General features: G+C 54.8%; 9 protein-coding genes. 7 read left to right on the forward strand and 2 right to left on the reverse strand.

Translation table 11 applies throughout. The features are described from left to right. The first annotated feature begins 21 nt into the window (after positions 1-21). Positions 22-1,722 (forward strand): extracellular solute-binding protein, encoded by a 1,701-nt coding sequence (locus tag DFP98_RS21955; RefSeq protein ID WP_116062753.1) that lies wholly within the window; start codon positions 22-24, stop codon positions 1,720-1,722. Between the two features lie 189 nt (positions 1,723-1,911). Next, positions 1,912-3,258 carry an MATE family efflux transporter gene (locus DFP98_RS21965; protein WP_181917850.1) on the forward strand — a complete coding sequence of 449 codons (1,347 nt, stop codon included), beginning with the start codon at positions 1,912-1,914 and terminating at the stop codon, positions 3,256-3,258. A 51-nt stretch (positions 3,259-3,309) separates the two neighbouring features. Here DFP98_RS21965 and DFP98_RS21970 read toward each other — a convergent pair whose 3' ends face one another. Further along, positions 3,310-4,188 (reverse strand): SDR family oxidoreductase, encoded by an 879-nt coding sequence (locus DFP98_RS21970; protein WP_116062755.1) that lies wholly within the window; start codon positions 4,186-4,188, stop codon positions 3,310-3,312. Between the two features lie 171 nt (positions 4,189-4,359). Here DFP98_RS21970 and DFP98_RS21975 point away from each other — a divergent pair, with 171 nt between their 5' ends. Next, a complete protein-coding gene (locus DFP98_RS21975; RefSeq protein ID WP_181917851.1) occupies positions 4,360-6,468 on the forward strand; it encodes a methyl-accepting chemotaxis protein in 2,109 nt (702 codons plus the stop codon). A 340-nt stretch (positions 6,469-6,808) separates the two neighbouring features. Here the strand turns inward: DFP98_RS21975 and DFP98_RS21980 are convergent, their stop codons facing one another. After that, entirely contained in the window at positions 6,809-8,197 is a 1,389-nt protein-coding gene (locus DFP98_RS21980) for a SpoVR family protein (protein ID WP_116062781.1), read from the reverse strand. Positions 8,198-8,521: 324 nt separating this feature from the next. Between DFP98_RS21980 and DFP98_RS21985 the strand changes: the two genes are divergently transcribed. The 4 genes from DFP98_RS21985 to DFP98_RS22000 all read left to right on the forward strand — a co-directional run bounded on the left by DFP98_RS21985 (position 8,522) and on the right by DFP98_RS22000 (position 19,925). After that, positions 8,522-11,788, forward strand: a complete 3,267-nt coding sequence (locus DFP98_RS21985; protein WP_116062757.1) for an S-layer homology domain-containing protein — start codon at positions 8,522-8,524, stop codon at positions 11,786-11,788. A gap of 218 nt (positions 11,789-12,006) precedes the next feature. After that, a complete protein-coding gene (locus tag DFP98_RS21990; RefSeq protein WP_116062758.1) occupies positions 12,007-12,999 on the forward strand; it encodes a histidinol-phosphatase HisJ family protein in 993 nt (330 codons plus the stop codon). 357 nt (positions 13,000-13,356) lie between these two features. Beyond that, positions 13,357-17,730 (forward strand): choice-of-anchor I family protein, encoded by a 4,374-nt coding sequence (locus DFP98_RS21995; RefSeq protein ID WP_147310260.1) that lies wholly within the window; start codon positions 13,357-13,359, stop codon positions 17,728-17,730. Positions 17,731-18,044: 314 nt separating this feature from the next. Next, on the forward strand, positions 18,045-19,925 hold the full coding sequence (locus tag DFP98_RS22000) for an S-layer homology domain-containing protein (RefSeq protein WP_181917852.1): 1,881 nt from the start codon (positions 18,045-18,047) through the stop codon (positions 19,923-19,925). The last annotated feature ends 90 nt before the right edge of the window (positions 19,926-20,015 follow it).

The following is a 20,015-nucleotide window of genomic DNA, read 5'->3' on the forward strand; positions in this document are numbered from 1 at the left end:
ATTGAAAGGGGTAATCCGCAAGTGAAAGTAAGAAAACTTTCGTCCGCTTTGTTGGCCACTTCCCTGGCCCTCACAGCCATTCTTGCCGGCTGTAGCGGCAAGGGTGAAGACGGCAACAAGGGCGCAGCAAGCCCGTCGCCGACCTCATCCGCCACGTCGCCTAGCGCGTCTCAGCCTGCAAGCGAAGAGGCAGCTCCCGACATTTGGCAAGTGGGTTCTGAGCCGCTGGAATTCTCCGTTTACCATCATTACGGCTGGTCCGATGCACCGGAATGGGAGAGCACCCCGTTTGGCCGTTACGCGAAAGAAAAGCTTCAAGTGACGATGACGCCGATCAAGGCGTCGGGCAACCATGAGCAAAAGCTGACTACGATGATCGCCGACGGCAAACTGCCGGACGTGATCTGGGGCGACCGCGGCGCCAACGTCGAGCGTCTGCGCGAAGCGGGCATGCTCGTTCCGCTGGACGACTATGTCGAGAAGTATCCGAACCTGAAAAAATGGTTGAACTCCGAAGTGCTGAACATGCTGCGTTCCCCGGCGGACGGCAAGCTGTACATGTTCCCGAACTGGTATAACGACGAGCCGTTCGGCAATGCCGGCTACCTCGTTAACAAGAAGATCTACGACGAGCTCGGCGCGCCTTCGCTCGAAACGACCGATGACCTGTATGACTATTTGAAGAAGGTCAAAGAGAAGTACAAAGATGTCATTCCGTTCGAGCCGCACTTGGCCAAGGATCTTCACGGTATCGGCCTTTTGTACACCGCCTTTGAAGAAAATGCGCTGTACTGGTATCTCGGCAATCAGATGCGGGCGATTCCTCGCGGCGACAAGCTGACTTCCGTCTTGACCGATCCGGCTTTCCGCGAGTCGCAAAAATATGTCGCCAAGCTGTATCGCGAAGGTCTGATGGCGCAGGATGCCATGACGCAAACGCTTGACCACATTAAGGAAAAAGTAACGTCAGGCCGGGTGGCAGTCTATGCAGCTTCTTCCCCCACGGAGAACGGCATGCTAGCTCAGATCGAGCTTGAAAAGCAAGGCCATCCGGGCTACTTCATGACCTGGCCGATTCACAAAGCAGGTCTGGACAGAAACAAAATCTTCCCAGGCTCGTACTCCACGCTGGGTTGGAACGCCGCGGTAATTACGACGAGCGCTAAAGATCCGGAAAAAGTATTTGCATTCCTGGATTGGATGACAGGTTCGGAAGGTCATGCGATTCTGCACTACGGTCCTGAAGGCGAAATGTGGCAAGGCTTCGACGATGAAGGCTACCCGAACTTCACGGATAAGCTGGACGTGAAGAAGGCTGCTGAAATCGAAGCAGAGAACCAAGACGTCTGGTGGGTCGGCAACGCCAAGCTGAACGACCGCGGCAAAATTAAAGCTCAAGGCCAACTGCCGCCGGAAGAGCAAAGCTGGATTTCCAAGGTTCAATCGGAAGTATCGTGGAAAACGCAAGCCGACCATACGGAGTTCTCTAACCTGACTCCGGATCCGGATTCTCCGGAAGGCTATGCTCGTCAAGCGGTTGACGACATCTTCAACGAAGTGCTGGCAAGAACGTTGACAGCGAAAAACGATGCAGAAGTCGATCAGATTCTCGATAAGGCGCAGAAGGATGCCGAAGCTGCAGGCTACGACATGCTTCTCGAGTGGAAGACGGAACAATGGCATAAGAATCAGGAAATCATGTCTGGCAAGTTCAATCAATAAGCTTGATGATTTAGGGTCGGGAGGAGCTGCTGCGCGTTCGCGCAGCGGCTCTTTCTTTTTGTCGTAAGCGAAAAAGCAAATCGCCAAAGAATCGCTTTTTGACGGCAATTCTCGCTATTGACTACGATCGTTTTCTCCGGCAGAATGGTGAGATTGAAATCATTCTTATTGGGGAAAGGTACGGACTTCATGAAACTGCTTAAGAGCTGGTACGGCATTCTTGTACTGGCGCTTCCATCGTTATTCGCCTTTGCCACACAGACGATGACCGGTACGATCAATCTGATTATTGTCGGTGATCTCGGCTTTGTGGTTATTGCTGTAGTTGGCGTATCCAATATCATTATGTACAACGTGTTTGCGATCTTCTCGGGGATCGGACACTCGATCAATTACCTCGTCGCGCAAAATTTCGGCGTAGGAGAAATGCGCAAGGGCATGCAGCGCATGTACTTGGCGTTGGTCGTAAGCTTTGGCGTGGCGATATTCATCGCGATCGTCGGCTGGCTGGCCAGCGGAGCGGTACTGAAAATGACCGGCGGCTCGGCTGAGTTGTTTGCTACTGGTAGCGAATATTTGAAATTACGCTTCTATGCTATGGCTTTCGGCATTATCAGCTTTGTTTTCCACGGTTTCTTCCGAGGGGTAGGAGACACTAGAACTTCAATGTTTGTATCCATTGCGGCGAATGTTCTAATGATCGGACTGACATACGGCTTGACGTATGGACATTGGGGCATGCCGAATATGGGCATTATCGGCGCGGGCTACGCGATGCTGATCGGCGAAGCGGTGCAACTGGTCATCTGTTTGCTCATGTTTTGGGGGCCGATGCATAAACGGTATCAGACGCGGAAGCTGCAAAAACCGGATTGGAATGAGCTTAAGCTGATTTCCCAGGAGAGCGGGAAGCTGGGGCTGCAGGAATTTTCGATGAGCATTTCGATGTATATCTTCACGATGTTTGTCCTTACGCTTGGAGATTTGGCGGCTGCGGCCAATGAGCTGGCACTTAACGTCATGTCGTTCGGCTTTATGCCTGCTTTTGCCTTTGGTTCGACGGCGACGATTCTTGTCGGACAGGGCATCGGGGAGGGCAGGCCTGACAAGGCGAAGAAGGCGGGAACGAATACGGCTGTGCTCGGCGCGATATTTTTGATTTTGCTTGGGACGGTCGAACTAATCTGGGCCGTACCAATAGCGAGGATATACAGCAAAGATCCCGACGTGTACGAGCTGGTGGCGCTTTTGATTCAGGTATCGGCTTACTTGCAAATTTTCGACGGCCTCTACAATTTTTATGCGGGTGGTCTGAGAGGAATCGGGGATACGACATTCCTGATGAAAGCTTCGCTCGTGCTCAGCTTTTGTATGTTCGTACCGCTGGCTTATCTGTTCGTCATCGTCTTCAAGTGGGGAAGCATGGGCGCATGGCTTTCGCTTTATTCTTACCTCGTAGCGCTTGGCTTGGCGGTGATGATCCGTTACTATCGAACGGACTTTGCTTTCGTGAAGCTGAAGGAAGCGCATGGATAAAAGAAAGGAGCTGCTCCGGGCATAAGCGCCCTGGCACAGCTCCTTTTTACGCTACCCGTTCACAACCTCGCCGCCATTCACATGCAGCACTTGTCCGGCGACATACGAGGAATCCTCGCTGGCCAAGTAAACATAAGCCGGCGCAAGCTCGTCCGGCTGTCCGGCCCGTTTCATCGGCGTATCGGAGCCGAACTGCGATACCTTTTGGGCGTCGAACGTTGAAGGAATAAGCGGCGTCCAGATCGGGCCCGGCGCTACGGCATTGACGCGAATGCCCTGTCCGACGACGTTTTGCGAGAGCGCCCTGGTGAAGGAGACGATTGCTCCCTTGGTCGCCGAGTAGTCGAGCAAGGTTGGGCTGCCGCGATAAGCGGTGATTGAGGCCGTATTGATAATCGCGGAACCGGAAGCCAGGTGCGGCATCGCCGCTTGCGTCAAATAGAACATGCCGAATACGTTCGTCCGGAACGTTCTCTCCAACTGCTCAGGGGTAATCTGCTCGATCTTATCCTGCGGATGCTGCTCGGCGGCGTTGTTCACCAGAATGTCCAAACGGCCCAAGGCGCCGACGGCCTGCTCTACCGCTTGCTTGCAGAACGCCGCATTGCCGATATCCCCTTTGATCAGGTGACAACGTCGTCCTTCGGCTTCCACCTGCCGCTTCGTTTCTTCGGCATCGACATCCTCGTTCAAATATAGAACTGCGACATCCGCGCCTTCCTTGGCGTAGACGATGGACACCGCGCGGCCGATGCCGCTGTCTCCTCCGGTGATCAACGCGACTTTGCCTGTCAGCTTGCCGGCCGGCTTGTAGACAGGGGATTCGGCTTCCGGGCGAGGATTCATATTCATCTCGATGCCCGGCTGGTTGTTCTGATGCTGAGGCGGAAAGGAGGCGGGACGTTGAGGCGTTTCGGTAGTCGGGGTCATGGAATCTCTCCTATTCATCGAAGTATTTATATGTAGATTAAACCAATGCCGCCATCTTTACTCAACTATGAAGATTTCCTTATCATTCCTTTCTGTTCGGAACAAAAGACCATTCAGAAAGTGTCAAGTTATGTCGATAAATGTCGTATAACTGCGCGGGAGTGTGGGAGAATGGTGAAAAAGAAGAGCGGCTTTTCTTTAACGGCCAAGTTTATCGCTTGTTTGGCTGTATCCCTGATTGTTGTATTTGTGGTTATGGTGCAGTTGAACTTAAACAGCTTAAAGGAAATGAGTCTTAGCCGGGGAGAGGCCGAAGCCGAGCTTGCCGGGCAGCAGTTCGGCAGCGAGTTCGAGGGGAAGCTGGAGGGCTTTAAGCAGGAACTCGATATGCTAAAGCGCGTGCTGCTGCAGGCCAAGGATAGCGGCACCTTGTCTCGGGAGCAAGTGATTGAGTTGCTGAGAGCTACGCTTGAAGATTATCCGGAACTTCTCGGCACCTATACGCTCTGGGAGCCGAACGCCTTCGACGGCAAGGACGCGCAGTGGGCCGGCAAGTCGTCGCATGACGGAACCGGACGTTTGATTCCTTACGTCGTGCGCAGCAACGGAGAAATCATTGTCGAACCGATCGTAGGCTACGAGGAGGAAGAGACCGGAGCTTTTTATCATATTCCGAAGCAATCCCAAAAACCGACCCTGCTTGAGCCATTCGCATACGAAATCGCCGGACAGTCGGTGCAAATGACGTCGTTGCTCGTCCCGATTATCGATGCTCAGGACCGTTTTCTGGGCATCGTCGGAGTTGATTTTACGCTGGAGAGCTTACAGCAGCGAGCAGCGGAGTATACGCCGATGGGCGGTTACGTCACGATGGTGACATTAAGCGGCAATTATGCCGTTCACCCGGAAATGCCGGAGTTGATCTCGCAGCCATATGGCGACACCACAGGGAAGCAGGCGCTGTTCGCCAAGCTGGAAACGGACGGGGCGAGCAAAGCATACGTAGAAGATGCGTCAGCCGGGGAATCGCTGCATATGCTGTATCCGATTCGGGTGGCCGAAGCCGGAGTCGTGATGTATACGGAAGCGGTAATTCCTAAGGAACAAATCCTGGCATCGTACAACAAGGCCAGATTCGCCGTCCAGGTCGTCAGTGTGGTCGGGATTGTCGTGCTGGGCGTCGTTCTTGCTATGCTGACCCGAATTATGATTATCCGGCACGTTCGTTCGCTCGCCGGCGTTGTCGGACGAATGGCGGGGGGAGATCTTACGCAGCAGGTAGCCGTACGCAGCAAAGACGAATTCGGTCAGTTGGCCGGAGATTTCAACCGGATGACTGCCGAACTGCGCGGCATGTTTCACCTGGTGGCGGATTTGTCGATGTCGGTTGGCGCTACGTCCCAGCAATTGACGGCAAGCGCGGAGCAGACAAGCCTCGCCTCTGAGACGATCGCTAAATCAATCGAGCAGGTCGCAGCAGGCGCCGAGGCGCAAAATCGTCATACCCGCGAGACAGCCGGGGCAATGGCGGAGATGGCTGCGGGCATTCGCAGAATTTCCGATTCCTCCGAGGCCGTCTCTGCATCCGCCCAGGAGGTGCAGGCACATACCGAATTGGGCAATACGCGAATCGGCCAAGCGGGAGAACAGATGTCCCGCGTTAGGCACACGGTATCCGAGGCCGAGCAATTGATGGAGCGGCTGGGCGACCGTTCCAAGGAAATCGGCGGCATTGTCGGTCTGATTTCCAGTATCAGCAACCAGACGAACCTGCTGGCGCTCAACGCTGCGATTGAAGCGGCACGCGCGGGAGAACAGGGGCGGGGCTTTGTTGTCGTCGCGTCGGAGGTTCGTAAGCTTGCGGATCAGACGCTGCACGCCGCAGAACAAATTTCGGGCATGATTCGTTCCGTTCAGGAGGAAACGGTACAGGCTGCGGAACGGATGAAGCAGGGAGCGTTCGAACTCGAGTCGGGAGAACGCTACGTGCTGGAATGCGCAACGATCTTCCGAGCGGTAGAAGAGGAGATGCAGCGGGTGAACGGGCAGATCCAAGAAGTGTCGGCGATCTCGGAGCAGATGAACGCAGGCTCGGACCAGGTCGGAGCTGCAATCGGGGAGCTGACGCGGCTTGCGGGAGAAACTGCTGACAGCTCGCAGAACGTTGCATCGGCGTCAGAGGAGCAGCTTGCTTCCATGGAGGAGGTAGCCTCCTCTTCGGCGGCTCTCAGTAACATGGTTCAGGAGCTGCTTGAGAAGCTTTCCCGGTTTAAAATCTAGGGAGAGAGACAACGAAAAAGACAAAATGCCAAGAGTGCCGCATCACAGCATGCTTCTTGGCATTTTGTCATTCTTCGTCAGGGTCAATTCCCCAGAAGATATGGTGGGCGCTACCGGAGTTAGCAAAATAACAAGCATCTATAAGGACACATTTTTGCGTATGATCAACCTTGTACACGATGACAACATTCCCGATAATAGTCCACGCGTAGCAGTTAAATGAAAATCAGGAAAGTCTGAGATTCCGTATGCCTTGCTATCGGGGTCAGAGGATAAAATATACCCGCTTCTCCAAATATGGAAGGGAGGCTATCCAACTGGCGGATAACCTCCTGTCCTTTTATACGCTACGCCGGTTCGTCCTCTTGCCGTCGCAAGTGAACAGCACTTTTTTGTCGTCGCAGAATGTTTCCAGATGCACGTTTTTGCCCCACAGCGCAACGAGATAGGGGAGCGTTCTTTCGACGTACTTCAGGTCCAGCTCGGTGCCCTCGTACTGGTGCGTCACGTACAGCTCGCCGCTTCGCTGATAGTCCGCATCCGTTACCTCCATATAAGGGAAGCCGCCGTTCACGCGAGAGAATACGAGCTGATCGCGTACGTTCTCCCAGCCTTTATCGGTAATTTTCCACTCCTGGCCCTTTTTCTCGAAAATGTACAAATCCAGCTCTTCCGTCAGCTCCTTCGTCAAATAATTGCGCAGGAAGGAAGCGTCGGAATCGAGCTCGCGCACTTCGAATATTTTCTCGCGGCCGAATCTCTTCTCGATATCCTCGAAAATTTTAAGCCCAAGGTAGTACGGATTAAGGGAGTGCTTGGAGGGCTGCACGACCGCCGAATTCAGCTTGGCGTATTCGACCGTCTCCTCACTCGTCAGCGGCAGCTCGCGCATGATTCTTTGGTGCCAGTACGAAGCCCAGCCTTCGTTCATAATTTTCGTCTCGATTTGCGGCCAGAAGTAAAGCATCTCCTCGCGGATAATGCTCATGACGTCTCGCTGCCAATCCTCCAGCACAGGAGAAAACTGCTGGACAAACCAAACGATGTCTTTCTCCGGACTAACCGGAAAACGTTTGGGATCTTCGTTCGATTCCTCGTTCGCCTGATCCTGCTTTTCCAGATCCCACAGGTCGTCGTAGGGAGAGGAGAGCTGGTTAGCGCTCCGGTCCTTCTTCTCGCGTCGCTGCTGCGCCTCGATATAATGTTTCCGATCGAGACCGTATGGCTTACGGATGACGGGATCGACATGCTCTTGGATCGCCATGACCGCATCAAGGAAGCGTTCAACCTCTGCGGTTCCGTATTCAATCTCGTAGCCGCTGATGCGCTCGGCTGCGGCGGACATGCTCTCGACCATATTGCGATTGGAGACGGAGAAACGGGCGTTGTTCTTGAAGAAGTCGCAGTGGGCGAGCACGTGGGCGACAATCAGCTTGTTTTGTACCAATGAGTTGCCGTCGAGCAGAAAAGCGTAGCAGGGATTGGAGTTGATGACGAGCTCGTAAATTTTGCTGAGGCCAAGGTCGTATTGCATTTTCATCCGGTTAAAAGTCTTGCCGAAGCTCCAATGGCTGAAGCGGGTCGGCATTCCGTAAGCGCCGAATGTATAGATGATGTCCGCCGGACAGATCTCGTACCGCATCGGATAGAAATCGAGTCCGAACGTTTCCGCTATTTTCGTAATATCCGATATCGCCGTCTCCAGCTCAAGCTGTTCCTCTTCGCGCATCATGACTAAGCCAAGCCCCCTGTTCTGAACAAAAATTTCACCACCTTATGTATATGTGGGAACGTCTCGGAGTGTGCTTGGAACATTCGGAGGCTCTTATATGATAGGCCCGATCATGTGACAAGCTGGAACTGCCCTTTATCTACTTCAAGAGTTGGATGTAGCCCAGTCTGGCCTGAGCGTATAACGCTATCTCTGGAGGTGAGATCCATATCTTCCGCATACAGGTTGCGGAGGGAATGGACGGATGTCGCTCGCTGATTTATATTAGACTTGTCAAGTTTCGCTCTTGTTCGATAGAATCCATGGAAAGGAGCACAAACGATGAAAAAAATGTTTCTGTATGCGCTTATTTTTATGTTGGTTTCTCAGGCGTTTTCGATAGTATGGGGGTCCGGAGAAGCTCATGCGGCTTGCAGTCCGGAGGGGGACGGTACAGCAGAATGTCCGTTTGTCATTATGGATGCCGCCGGGCTGTCCGATATTCGGATCGACCTGTCGGCACATTACCGGCTGGGAGCAAATATCGATCTGGCTGGGTACGATTACGACGGTGCCGGTCCGGACGCCGGTGGGTGGATGCCGATCGGAGCCATGGATGATAATACCGGCAATCTTTTCACAGGAACGTTGGACGGGAACGGCTACGTCATCCGCAATCTGACGATCGACCGCCCTTCCATGAGCTTCGTCGGTCTTATTGGAAGAATCGGTTCTTCGGGAAACCAAGGGCAACTGCTTAACATTCGCCTGATCGATGTGCAAATTAGGGGGAAAGAAGCAGTTGGGGCCGTATCAGGCAATCTAATCGCCGGAAAGATCGAAAGCTCGTATGCAACCGGCAAAGTGGACGCTTTGCAGAGCAACGCAGGAGGGCTGGTCGGCACCGTCACCGGCCAGGGAAGTATTTTCGATTCATACGCGGTCGTTAATGTTGGAGGATGGATCAGAGTCGGCGGTCTAGCGGGTATGAATGCCGGTACGATCCGCAACTCCTTCGCGGCCGGCAGCATCAAAGCGAGCGGTGGCGAAGCCGGGGGATTGACAGGTTATGCCTCGTCGACTTCCATCGTTAAGGATTCATACGCACTGGGGAGCATAATTTCCGACTCTGGTTCTATCGGCGGACTGATCGGTCGAGGCGACGGCGGCAGCTCCGCTCCGCGGTCCTACTGGAATAAAGACACCACAGGTTGGACGAACAGTGCCGGGGGAACGGGAATGACGACGGAGGAAATGAAGGAGTCCGGTCCTTTCGCCGATTGGGACCCGACGGTGTGGGGCTTCCGTCCCGGCGAATTGTATCCGTACTTGCGGGCCTTCGGAATGGGGATCGCCGTCGATCCGCTGGCTGCGACGACGTACAGTCTTCATCCGGGACAGGATACGCTTTCGGTGACAGGCAGCCTGTTTCACGAAACGGAGGGAGAACCGATTGCCGTCAAGTACGACGTTCGCGACACCTCGAACTTTTCCGTTATTAGCGCGACTTACGGAGCGATATTAGACGGCGGCAGCGCGATTCCGCTTAACCGCAAGTTCTCGCTTTCTGGGTTGAGTGACGGAGATTATACGATTACGGTTACGGCCGAGGACAGTCGCAATACGACGGTAGGAGGGATGCTTGCCTTTAAAGTGGATACGACGAGTCCGCCTCCACCGTCGATCGATTTCGGAACAAACGGCAGCGAGGCTTGGGTTTATAACGCGTCCACCTCGGTGACCGTAAGCGACTCCGGCGGCGGCATAGACTCCTCGACGCTGCAGTATGTATGGTCGACCGACCCGGTGGCTCCTTTCTCCGACTGGAACCTGTTCTCTAACGGACAGACGCTGTCGAAGAGCGGGGTCGAAGGGGAATGGTATTTGCACATTCGTGCGAAGGACGGTACCGGCAATCCGGCGAACGCAACCACGAACCGCTTTCGGATGAACGCTTCGTCCGCGGTACTGAGCGGGCTTGCGCTCTCGGCGGGGGAGCTGGACCCTGCGTTTGTGGGAAGCACGTTCAACTATGCGGCTAGCGTCGCAGCTGGCATATTCGAAGTTACCGCCACACCGGTTGCGGCGAATGCCGGGGATACGATTGAAGCCAGCGTCAACGACGGCGAACCGCTGACGGTCGCCAGCGGTTCGCCAAGCGGCCGTTTCGCGCTTCGCGAGGGAACAAATGCACTCCGCATCGTCGTTACGGCGTTGAACGGGGCGCAGAACTTCTACAACGTGTCCTTATACCGAACTCCGTCGAGCTCAAGTTCGAGTTCGTCTTCGTCTTCGGGGATGGCAGTCGCTCCGGACACGGGCAAGAATCCGGTAGCCATGGATGCCGATGGCGGGGTGATCGTAACGGTAGACGCGGATAGGATCAAGAAGGTCGCAAAGCCGAAAGGCGACTTCTCAGAACGGGTCGACCTCGATCAGAGTACGCTGAATGCGGCGCTCGACTTGCTGCGACAAGCCCCCAAGCCGAAGCTGACGATCGCGGCGAGCGATTCCGAACGCGAGATTCGGGTGCAGCTGCCTGCCGAATGGTTGGCGCGAACGGATGCGGCCGTTCCGCACGCCGTTATCGAAGTGCGGCTCAATGCCTCCAGCTTCCGGTTCGTCGTCGGAGAGCTGGATCTGCAAGGGCTGGCGGCGCAGTTAGGGGCGGAAGTGAAGGATTTGAACGTTAACGTAACGATGGAGCGGATTACAGGACAAATGGGGCAGGAACTTGGCCGAGCGGCGTCCGCGAGCGGCGCCCAATTGATTGGGAATGCCGTCGCTTACCGGATTTCCGCCGAGTCGGCGGTCGGCCACGGCACGAATTTCGGAGATTCCGGAATAATGGATACGGTTCGTGCCATCGTACTGGAAGAGAACAGCCGACTGGAGAGCTGGACGGCCGTCCGCTACGATTCCGTAGCCCGAACGATCTCCTTCGTTCCGGCTAAGCTTGCGCTGCGCCCGGACGGGAAACGGGAGATTGCAATGAGCGCTCCCCAAGACGGCATATACGCCGTGCTGGCAACGAGTGCAGGATTCGTCGACCTTGACGGGCATTGGGCGAAGAAGGACATCGAGCTGCTTGCGTCCAAGCTGATCGTCCGCGGGCTGTCGGATCGTCGCTTCGCACCTGACGCGGACGTGACGCGGGCGGAATTCGTCGCATTGCTCGTTCGAGGGCTGGGCTTGCCAGCGAGCCTGGATGGCGGAAACTCGCAGTTCTCGGACGTTCCTACAGGAGCTTGGTACGCGACCTTCGTGGAAGCGGCTGCGAACACCGGACTGGTCAGCGGTACGGCGCAGGGACGGTTTGCGCCGGACGAGCGGATCACCCGCGAGCAGATGACAGTGATGATCGCTAAGGCTTTGTCGGTCGCGGGCGGACAGGAGGATGCAGCGAATCTGGGGAGTGCGGGAAGGGAAGCTTTCCCGGACAAGGACGCGATCTCTCCGTGGGCGCAAGCTTCGGTGGCGCAAATGGCTGCTGCAGGCCTTGTCTCCGGCATGCCGGACGGCACGTTTGCTCCGTCGGAGACGGCTACTCGGGCTCAGGCGGTCGTGCTTCTAAAACGGCTGCTGCGGCACGTCCGCATTATTGAATAGCACGATCCCGGTTTGGAGCAAGAAGCCGATACGATGGAACAGTGAGCGGTCCATCATACTGTATGGGGGAGCTTCAACTGTGAGAAATTTAACATTCCGATAACGCAATGTTGTAGATCAGTTAATCTTTGGACAAGTATAATACAGGAACCGGGCAATGAAAACCATGTAAACACAGGGAAATACAACAGTGGAAGTCGCAGACGAGGAGGAGAGCCATGAAAGTAGATTTCCATTTTCATCTAGAGGAAGGGCCTTATTCATTTAATTGGCTGCAGAGAACGGCTAAAGCGCTGGAGGTCGTACCGGGGGAGCCGAAGCCGGTCGGGGAACGGAATACGCTGCAGTGGATGGAGCATCAGGCGGAGCGGCTGAAAAACCGGCTTGACGAGGGCTGTTTTACGGAGCGATGGTTGGAAGCCTACTTTATCGAAGGCCGGAAAAAAGGCATCGAGCGGTTTGGCATGGTGGATCATCTGTATCGGTTCGAGGAGTTCCGGGGCTACTATGAGAAATACATTCTGATGGACGACAGCGAGCTGGGGCGTCTGCAGCGTTATTGGTTTGACAGGGTGAGGATGTGCTCGATCGAGGATTTTCTGGGCGCGGCGCGCAAAATGCAAGCTAAGGGATTTCCGTTGTCCGTTGGCGTAGAGGCCGATTATTTTCCCGGAGGAGAGGCTGAGCTGAAGGAGCTGTTGGATCGCTATGAGCTGGATTACGTCATCGGCAGCGTCCATTTCCTGGACGGCTGGGGCTTCGATAATCCGGAAGTGAAGGAGATTTACGAGAGCAAGGACTTGCTAGATCTTTATAAGTACTTGTTCGAGCATGTCAAAGCTGCGGCCAATTCCGGGCTATTCGATATGATCGCGCATCTCGACAATTTGAAGGTGTTTAACTACCGACCCGACGAGAGTCTGATGATCGACCTGTACGACGACGTCGCGGCGGCGTTGAAGCGAGCAGGCGTGGCTTCGGAGATCAATACGGGGCTTGCCTACCGCTATCCGGTCAAGGAAATGTGTCCGAGCCCAAGCCTGTTGAGCAAGCTGTATGAACACGGGGTGCCGATCACGCTCAGCTCCGACTCCCACTACCCGGACGACATCGGAACTTTGCTCGACGAAGCCGCCGAGCTTGCCAAACGTACGGGGTATAAGGAAATCGTTTATTTCGAGAAAAGAGAACGGCGCACTCTGCCTCTATAAAAGCTTCGCAAGGGGCTGTCTCATAAGTAGGGTCGTACAAGATGATCGATTAAGAAGAAGTGCATGTATCTCCTGGAGCTGCCTCATACGGTCGCGAAATCACCTCTTAACGGGTTTACCCATTCGGATTTCGGGATCGTATAGCAGCGGAAGGAGATACATGCACGACAACATTCTCTATCGATCATCCAATCGTACGACTCTCTTTTACTTATGAGACAGCCCCTTGCTTATTAAATTTAACGCCCGCTTTACAATAATCGGTCTTTTCCGTTAACCCTAAGCCGGTACACTGGGAAAAATAACTTCCTAGAAGGAGTGTATTCGGTGTTCAAGCGGAGCAGGAAAGGTCTTTCCATGCTGTTATCATCTTTGATGCTGGCTGGAACGATATTGACGGGAGTGGCGGCTGTTCAAGCAGAGCCGATCGCGATTATTCCGGGCACGCCATACGACGAGCTCGGCAATTATGATGTTGCCGTGCCTCACGTCATCATCAATCAGATTTATGGGGGCGGGCTAAAGAAAGCCGACGACGTTTATTTCTCCCACGGTTTTATAGAATTGTATAATCCGACGAACGTCGACGTAACTCTGAGCGGCTGGTCTCTTCAGTATGCGGAAGGATCGGGCAAACCGTGGGTCAAACTGGATCTCGCCGGCACGATCCCGGCGCATTCGTCTTACCTGGTGCTTGGGGAAGATATCGTGAAAACACCGCTCAAAGTGCCAACGAACATGCTGACGGTCAGCGATCAAGCGTGGCCGCCGAACCATTTTATTAACAACAAGGGGATGAAGGTCGCGCTGTTGAGCAGCCAGACGCTTTTGACCGCCGTTAATCCGTTCGATGACAGGCCGGCAGGCTATGTCGATATGGTCGGCACGGGCGCCAATGAGGAGGGCAGCTCGATCGACGGATTCGAGACGGATTATCCGACGGGCGAAGCAGGAGGCACCTCGAAGAAAAAAGCGCTCCGTCGCGTCAGCTTCATCGACACGGATAACAACAAGAACGACTTCGTTCAAGTCGATTACAGCGCGCTCGCGTCCAACCCGACTCTTCTGGCTGCGCATATGCCAAGAAGCTCTGCCGAGGGAATCTGGACTGTACCGCTGGGACTGAGGGATGCCCTGCTTCCTGAGGCGACTGTCGATATGCCGTATACATACTCTGTGCTCGGGCTGGTATACGGCGGACAATCCCCGTACAGCATCTCGGTGACGGGCTTGCCGACGGGTCTGAGCTACAGCAACGGCAAAATTACCGGAATTGCAGCAGCGGCAGGCACAGCCACAATTCATATTGGAGTAACGGACAACGTCACTGCATCCGTATACGGGACGTATCCTTTATTGGTGAACGCTTCTCTCGACAATCTGCAGATCGTCACATCGGCTCTGCCGCAAGCGACGATCGCCGAGCCTTATACAGCGACAATAGACACAAGCGGTGGCACGGCTCCATTAACGTTCTCTGCGACAGGCTTGCCGCAAGGCTTGGCCATCGATCCTGCGACAGGCATTATTGCCGGAACGATAACGGACGCTAAAGCAATCACGAATAGGGTAACCGTCAGGGTAACGGATAACGCCGCTTATTCGCGCAGCGTCGTCCTGCCTCTAAGCGTGCGTCCGGAAGCGAAAGTTTATGAAGAGAAACTGCAAGTTCGCAAGCTCTCTTCCTATTCCGTAGGCACGACCAACGAGGACGGCGGCGTAGCGGAAATCGTCAAATTCAACAAGGACAACGGCAAATTTTATCTCGTAAACGGCTCTGCCAATCCTCCGACGCTCGATATCGTGACTCTGGCGACAAGCGGAGAAATGACAAAGGATAAGAGTGTGAATGTGAAGGAGCTGTCCGAGAGAGCTGCCGGTTTCGTCTACGGCGACTTGACCAGCGTTGACATTAACACGGCGACGAAGCGTATTTTCGTCTCGGTACAGGAGAAGGATTACGCCAAAACCGGAAAAATTCTGATGTTGGATTACGAAGGCAATCTGCTAAACGATTACGATGCAGGTATTCAGCCGGATATGATTAAATCGACCGCGGATGGGAAATACGTGCTGACCGCCGATGAAGGCGAGCCGCGCCTGGGAGCGGGTGGCGTCGATCCGGAAGGCTCGATCACGATCGTCGATACGGGAACGGGAGAATCTTTCCGCGTGAAGTTCGATAATCCCGCCGTCATCGCCGACGATGTCATTATTCGCAGCCCGAATGTGGATAGTAAGGGGCAGATTGTAGGCGCAGGCACAAAAGCGGATGCGGTGCGCGACTTCGAGCCGGAATATATCGCGTTGTCCGGAGACGGCAAGAAAGCCTATGTCACCTTGCAGGAAAATAACGCCATCGCGACGATCGATATCGCCGCCAAGTCGTTGCTTTCGGTCAAGTCGCTCGGCTTCAAGGACTTGAACGATCCGAATAACGTATTGGATTTGCTCAAGGACGGCCAGATCAAGCTGGAGAACGTCCCTTTTAAAGAAGTATATATGCCGGATGGCATGGCTTCTCACGAGATCGGCGGAAAAACCTACCTGTTCACGGCCAACGAAGGCGATGCGACCGAATGGCCGGCGACGGGAACGTTGACGAGGTCCGGTCTGACGAAGATCGGCTCGATCAAGGACAATCTGACAGCGGGTTCGGATGCCGCTAATTTCCTTCAGGACAAAGGCAAAACGTATGACGGAGTCGAAGTGCTGAGTCATATGGGCTACGACGATATTTATTTGTTCGGCGGCCGTTCCTTCTCGATCTGGGAGGCGGACACGATAAAACAGGTATACGATAGCGGCAGCGATTTTGAACGAATCACTTCCTCGGGCCAATATGCGCCGTATTTTAACGCCGGTCACGTTAACCTGGATCTGGACAGCCGCAGTTCCAAAAAAGGTCCGGAGCCGGAAGACATCAAAACCGGAAAAGTCGGAAATAAAACGTTGGCATTCGTCGGCCTGGAGCGCATCGGGGGTATCATGACCTACGACGTATCCGATCCTTCTAACGCGTTTTTCGTTAATTACACGAATACGAGAAACTTTGGAACGCCAGGTACGCCGCTAACCAAATCGGAGATTCTCGCTACCGATACAGGGCCGGAAGGAATCGAATTTATTTCCGCATCCGACAGCCCGACAGGACGGCCGCTGCTGCTTGTCGCCTTCGAAGTAAGCGGAACGGTGGGCGTCTATCAGTTGGACACGACGAAGATCACGCTCGACAAGACGACTTTATCGCTTAGAGCAGGCAGCGCGGCCGCGAAAATCGCCGCAGCGGTGGAACCGGCCGCAGGGGCGGGAACATCCGTTACCTGGTCCTCCTCCAATGCCGCGGTCGCCTCGGTCGACGCAAACGGCAACGTCACGCCTCGCGCGGCAGGAACGGCGGTCATCACTGCGCTGAGCGCCGACGGCTACGGAGAAGCCCAAGCGACTGTAACGGTAACGACAGCCTCAATAAATCCGGGTACGAATCCAGGCACGGGGAACGGTGGAGGAACGGGCGCGACGACTCCTCCAACGAATGAAAAACCGCCTGTAAACACGAATGATCCGAAGCAGGCGACCGTGGAGGCGCAAGCCCGGACGAACGCTTCAGGCGCGGCGGAAGCGATATTTACAACAGAGACAATCGGTAAAGCTTTGGAGAACGCGGGGCCAGGCGCGGAGCTTCGGCTTAAAGCCGAGGGCGTAGGCCAAGCGGGAGAAGCTGTTGTTCGGATTCCTGCCGAGGCTTGGAGCCGGATCGACGGAAGCGGCGTGACTGGGATTACGATTGACGCAGGTATCGGCTCGGTCAGCTTTGACCGTCAAGCATTGGCCGCGGTGTCGTCGGCCACATCGGGCGGCGAAGTAGCCGTATCGATCAAGAAGTCGGATGCAGCGTCGCCAGCGGCGATCGCCGGCAGACCGGTCTTCGACTTTGCGGTAACGGCGGGCGGCAAGGAGATTACAAGCTTCGGCGGAAGCTCGATCGCAGCGTCCGTGCCGTATAAGCCGGCGGCAAACGAAGATCCTAACGCGATTGTCATTTACTATGTGACCGGTACGGGCGAGCTTGTTGTAGCGCCGAACAGCGTATTCGACCCTGCGACGGGAACGGTCAAGTTCAGCGGACCGCAATTCTCCCGGATAGCCGTAGGCTACCGCAAGATAAGCTTTGCCGATACGGCGGCGAATTTCGCTGCGGACGAGATCACCTACTTGGCGGCGAGAAATGTGCTGACGGGCGTCGGCGAAGACAAGTTCTCCCCGTCGGCCAAGCTGACGCGCGGCGATCTGATGGTTATTCTTGCGAGAATGGCCGGGGCCGACACAGGCGGCCGGACTTCCTCAAGCTTTGTCGACGTAGAGTCCGGCGCTTACTATGCCAGTGCGGTTGCATGGGCTGCGGATAACGGAATTGCCGGCGGCGTCGGCAAAGACTTGTACAAGCCGAAGGATTACGTCACCCGCGAGCAGTTCGTAACCTTGATAGCCCGCTACGCCGAGCATAGGGGGTACTCGCTGCCGAAGGATAACGCGCCGGTCGCGTTTGCGGATCAGAGCGAGGTGTCCGGCTTCGCCGCCGGAGCGCTGCGGGCGGCTCAGCAGGCCGGCTTGATTAACGGCAAGCCTTCTCCGAACGGAGACGGACTCTTGTTCGCGCCGCAGGCTCATGCGACGCGCGCCGAAACGGCGAAAATATTGGCGCTGCTGATGCAGTCGATGCTGAAATAACTTCAAACAAGCAACTCGGTACGATCGATTTCCGTACCGAGTTGTTTTTTTAAGCAAATATGCGGCCGTCAAATTGAATAGCCCCGTCGGAGGAAATGAAAACCGCTTCGGCAAGACCTTCCTCCCATACGATCGCCCGGCATAAATGGTGTTGCCCATATGCAAATGTTGCGAAACGACTGGAATAAATAAACATCCCGTCCAGGCTATGAAGGAATTTCCGTACATCTTGATGAATAATGTGCAGAAAAGTCCTATTCATATCGTTGTTCGCTACTCGCGTGGACACCTTTATTCAGGGAAGGAAGATGATTATGGATCATTTTTTCCGAAGAGCGATCGTTGCGACGCTGGCGTTATGTTTGATATTCGCTTCGTTTCATGCGGTATTTGCAGAAGCGAGGGAATCCGCTCCTGGCGACCTGAAGTCGTCTTGGGCATCGAAAGTGCTGCAGGAATGGTGGGGGAAGGAATGGATCGCCGGCTATCCGGACGAGACCTTCAGGCCCAATACGAATATTTCGCGAGCGGAGTTTATTACGCTAACGAACCGAGTGCTCGGGTTGCGGGAGAAAGCCGCTATTTCATTCCGCGACCTTCCTTCCGGCAACTGGGCATACGGTCAGATCGCTATCGCTTTCCAGGCCGGATACGTTAAGGGGTATAAGGACGGTACGGTTCTGCCCAACTCTCCCATCAGTCGCCAAGAAGCCGCGGTTATGGTGAATACGCTATTGCGATTGGAGGAGGGCATAGGCGGCGCAGCGAAATTCAACGATGCTGCGGATTTTGCCGATTGGAGCAAAGCCGCCATCGACGCGCTAACCGCCGAAGGCATACTCTCCGGCTATCCGGACGGTACGTTCCGGCCTGTGAATAAGATTACGAGAGCGGAAGCTGTTGTGGTCTTGAACAACGCCTTGCAGTATGCGAAAAAAGCACGTTCAATAACTTACGATAAACCGGATGTATACGGAACCGATTCCGGAACGCCTTCGATCGTAGGAAACGTTACAGTGAACTCGTCAGAAGTTACTCTGCAAAATAGGCTGATAGTCGGCGATCTCGTTATAGACGGGGCTAAGACAGACGGGAACGTCATTCTCCGAAACGTGATCGTGCGCGGCAAAACCTATGTCAACGGCGGTGCGAGTCAAATCAACATCGTAGACTCCGCTTTGGATAGCTTGCAGGTCTGCGCGGCTAAAGGTTCCGTTCGCATCGTGGAGGAAGGTCGTACGGATATTCGCGAAACCTCTTGGTGTTCAAGCTCCGTTCCGGAAGCCGGCGTAGGCGGTTGGTCGGAACCAAGCGATACGACACCGCCATTTTTCTGGCCGGGTTACCCTCAAATGGTCGTGGAATCGGATACTGCCGTTCAGGTCGTTGCCAAGGCGAACGAGCAAGGGCGCCTTTATGCCCTTGCAGTTCTCTCCGGCGAAGCTTCGCCATCTGCGTCCCAAGTGAAGGACGGCAAAGACAGCATTGGCGCTTATGCACTTTCATTCACGCAAGGTCTCTTTGCGGCTAATATGGAGAAGATGCTCCAATTAACCGGTCTGACGGCCGGAACGGATTATGATATCTACGTTGTTGCCGAAGACGACAAGGGGAACCTTCAGCCGTTTCCAACGAAGGGCAGTGTGTTAACAAACGGGGTCGCTCCCCTTAAGATCGTCGCGGCCAGCCTGCCTAAAGGAAAGATAGGGGACGTATATGCCCTCCAAACCATCTCGGCTTCGGGCGGTGTCGGAGCGCGAACCTTCTCGCTGGCCAGCGGCGCTCTGCCGCCAGGAATGGCGTTTACTTCATCGGGCATTTTTTCGGGCTCGCCGACTGTAGCGGGGACTTACACCTTTACGATTCGAGTCACGGATAGTGTGGGAACAAACGCTCAGCAATCGTTCTCGGTCGCGATCGATCCGCCCAATCCGCTTGCATTCTTCACGACCAGTCTGCCAAAGGGGAAAGTAGGGAGCGTATACGCTGCCCAGACCCTCGAAATCTCGGGCGGTGTCGGAGCGCGAACCTTCTCGCTGGCCAGCGGCGCTCTGCCGCCAGGAATGGCGTTTACTTCATCGGGCATTTTTTCGGGCTCGCCGACTATAGCGGGGACTTACACCTTTACGATTCGAGTCACGGATAGTCTGGGAACGAACGCTCAGCAATCGTTCTCGGTCGCGATCGATCCTTAATTCGGTTTTATCGTTATAGCGTAAGAGGCGATCCTTGGAGATGGCCTCTTTCTCGTTTCAGTCTCTTTCGTTTTGCTCCCGAGAGGTTGC

Source organism: Cohnella phaseoli (assembly GCF_003386235.1).
GTDB classification, from domain to species: Bacteria; Bacillota; Bacilli; order Paenibacillales; family Paenibacillaceae; genus Cohnella; species Cohnella phaseoli.